This window comes from Mesorhizobium sp. WSM4822 (genome assembly GCF_055811155.1).
In genome coordinates, this window is the sequence record NZ_JBVVQM010000055.1 from 1 (window position 1) to 2,856 (window position 2,856).

3 pseudogenes are annotated in these 2,856 nt (G+C 62.7%); 1 reads left to right on the plus strand and 2 read right to left on the minus strand.

Annotation, left to right across the window (positions count from 1 at the left end):
• Window positions 1-122: 122 nt before the first annotated feature.
• Window positions 123-1,074: pseudogene (locus AC0L3E_RS34440) on the plus strand (IS3 family transposase); the annotation flags it as partial.
• Here the strand turns inward: AC0L3E_RS34440 and AC0L3E_RS34445 are convergent.
• Together AC0L3E_RS34445 and tnpB are read right to left on the minus strand one after the other, a co-directional pair.
• Window positions 1,070-1,415: pseudogene (locus AC0L3E_RS34445) on the minus strand (IS66 family transposase); the annotation flags it as partial. The pseudogenes AC0L3E_RS34440 and AC0L3E_RS34445 sit on opposite strands and share 5 nt — an antisense overlap.
• Window positions 1,416-1,913: 498 nt before the next feature.
• Window positions 1,914-2,027: pseudogene (gene tnpB, locus AC0L3E_RS34450) on the minus strand (IS66 family insertion sequence element accessory protein TnpB); the annotation flags it as partial.
• Window positions 2,028-2,856 lie beyond the last annotated feature (829 nt).

Genomic DNA, 2,856 nt, shown 5'->3' on the forward strand with positions numbered 1-2,856 from the left:
TTCTTGCCGATATCGACACCATAGACGGCCGCAGGGCGCGGCGCATTGCGTGGGGACATTGCAACCTCCTTTGTTGTATGCCCAGATGATGCTGCGGGAGGACGGGGCGGACCATCCCATTAATGGTGACGCCCGCCGCGCGCGAAGCCGTAGCGCATCTGCAGGCGTCCTGGGCCTATCGGAGCGTCGGGCCTGTTCCTTCGTCGGCGCCGATCGCAAGATGGTCCGCTACCAGTCTCGCCGACCGGCAGAGATGGAGCTGCGTGGTCGGCTACGTGACCTCGCCAACGAGCGCCGACGCTTTGGCTACAGGCGGCTGTTCATCCTGCTCAGGCGCGAGGGCGAGGCATCTGGGGTCAACCGTATCTACCGTCTCTATCGCGAGGAAGGTCTGACGGTGCGCAAGCGCCGGGCAAGACGGCGAGCAGTCGGCACGCGGGCGCCGATCCTGGTCGAGGCAAAGCCGAATGCGCGCTGGTCGCTGGATTTCGTCCATGACCAGTTCGCCTGCGGCCGGCGCTTCCGTGTGCTCAACATCGTCGACGACGTGACGCGCGAATGTCTGGCCGCGATTCCGGACACCTCGATCTCCGGCCGTCGGGTTGCTTCGTGAACTGACGGAACTGATCGCCCAGCGCGGCAAGCCGGGCATGATCGTCTCCGACCACGGCACCGAGTTCACGTCGAACGCCATCCTCGCCTGGTCGAAGGATCACGCGATGGCACTACATCGCGGCGGGCAAGCTGATGCAGAATGGCTATGTCGAATCCTTCAACGGCCGGATGCGCGACGAGCTGTTGAACGAGAGCCTGTTCTTCGGCCTCGACCACGCTCGAAGCGCCATCGCCGAATGGAGAGAGGACTTCAACAACGCCAGGCCACATTCCTCGCTCGGCTACCAGACCCCAGCAGCCTATGCCAAGGTCATCACCGCAACCGGCTTCGACGCTGTGCCGATCGAAGGCTCCGCGCCTCCGTCGGTTGCTCAACCCGCGCCACAAGGCGTAACAAAGACGGTCGAGGCTCTAATCTCAGATGGAGGAAATTCTCAGTGGCAGGTCAGATCGTCTTGACCACCTCGACGAACTTGCGCCGAGCATGGGCCCGACAAAAGGCAAGCTGCAAGCGTGCGATATTGCTCTTGGCCGCCGCTTCGCCAGGCTCTTTTACGCCGCATAGCCATCGACCTGGAGAATGCCGTCGAATCGCTGTGTCTCGATCTCTCCGGTCCCCGGCTTTCTGGAAACACATAGCCGGCTGCCGGCGGTGCCGGTCTCTGCCAGGGACGATCATCGACTGCCTGCGCCCACAACTAGCAGACTTTCGTCCACTTGCGTCCCGGATCAAGTCGCGGCAGAGGCGTTTCGTCACAGAACACCCGCGGCTGCGAGCGGATGAAGGCAAGCAGGCGTTCCTTGCGGAACTTCGTCTTCCGAATGAGGAGAATCCCGTTGGCCAGATCAACGTCGGAACGATCAAGTCTGACCACTTCGCCTGATCGCAGCCCTTAGCTTGCCAATAATCCGATCAGCGTCGCCGACCCAGGCTGCCCTTCGTAGCTGCGTCCATGAGCGGGATGCCGCTTTTCCTATGCCCAAGGAACAGGCCTTTTTCCTCAGCTCTCGTGGCAATCGCTACAGGCGCCGCGAGGCCATGGAGCGAAAGCGTGGCCCGGGTGCCCCGCGTCCTATGCCACAACCGCCAACAGCGTCGCTGATTGACGCGCCGCGACAATCAAACCGACAAAACTCCTCTTGCGCGCGACAATCAACGCCGCGATCATCACCTCCGCCGCGACACCACATTCTCATCCAGATTGTCGCGCGCTTCTCATCAGAATTGTCGCGCCACAGTTTGGCCAGCCCGAAAGGGGTCCGGGCGGCTCCGCCACATAATCTCGCCCGACTCATAAATAGGGATCGGCTTCAAGAGCGGAGGCGACCAGGGCAACGAGGCCATTGATGCCGCCGCGAAAGTCGACCGGTTGCGTCGCCACCAGGACCTTCACGTCGCCGCCAAGCGCAATGACCGCCGCACACGCAAGGCATCCACGATGGCGGCCGCCAGGGTCAGACCGACCGAACCCGTTAGGACGAGGCGGCTTTCACCGATCTCGAGCTCAACCCGACCAGCCGACGTGGGCATCTAGTGCTTCGCTGCGCCGGCGTGCTCGACCTGCCGGTCCTCGTCCGCGATCGTAATCGGCACAAACCGCAGGCTGGCGTCGCCTCGGCAGTCGCTTTCGCCTGCACCGGCCCCGCCTGTCGCCGCCAAACGGAAAGAAGGTCACGACTTACGCCCATGCCGCGCGTTGCCGAGATGTTGGCGGCCGACCCTGCACTCTCCGCGACGACCCGAGCCTTCTCCGCCGGGTCCGGTTGCGCCGCCGCCACCGGCCGGTCCACCTCGATCCGGCGATAGCGACCCTCTTCATGCCTGCCTTGATGACTGGCATCAGGCTCGTCCCACTCCATGCGCCTGCGCTCCTCGCAAATCAGGCGGCAAATCTCCCCAGTGCATAGCCCTCAGGCAAGATGGGGTGCTCGTCACGCTAACCATGGAGCGCCACGACGAAGAGACGGTCCGACGAGCGATACAGCATAGTCATGTCTGGACGGCGGCCGCTGATCAAAGGTTTGTTCGGCTGTGCGGACGTTCGCAGGTGCAGCCATGCCTCAGGCCTGCTGCTCCGGTACAGTGCCTGTTGCTCCGCGGTTGCCAACACGCCGCCGCCCGCTGCAATACAGTGGAGTATGCTTTCGCAGATTCTTAACACCAAAGAATCGTTGACGATGCTAGCCTTGGGCAAGGTCTGATGTCAAGCACAGCTACAACAATTCCAACGATCCTCCGGA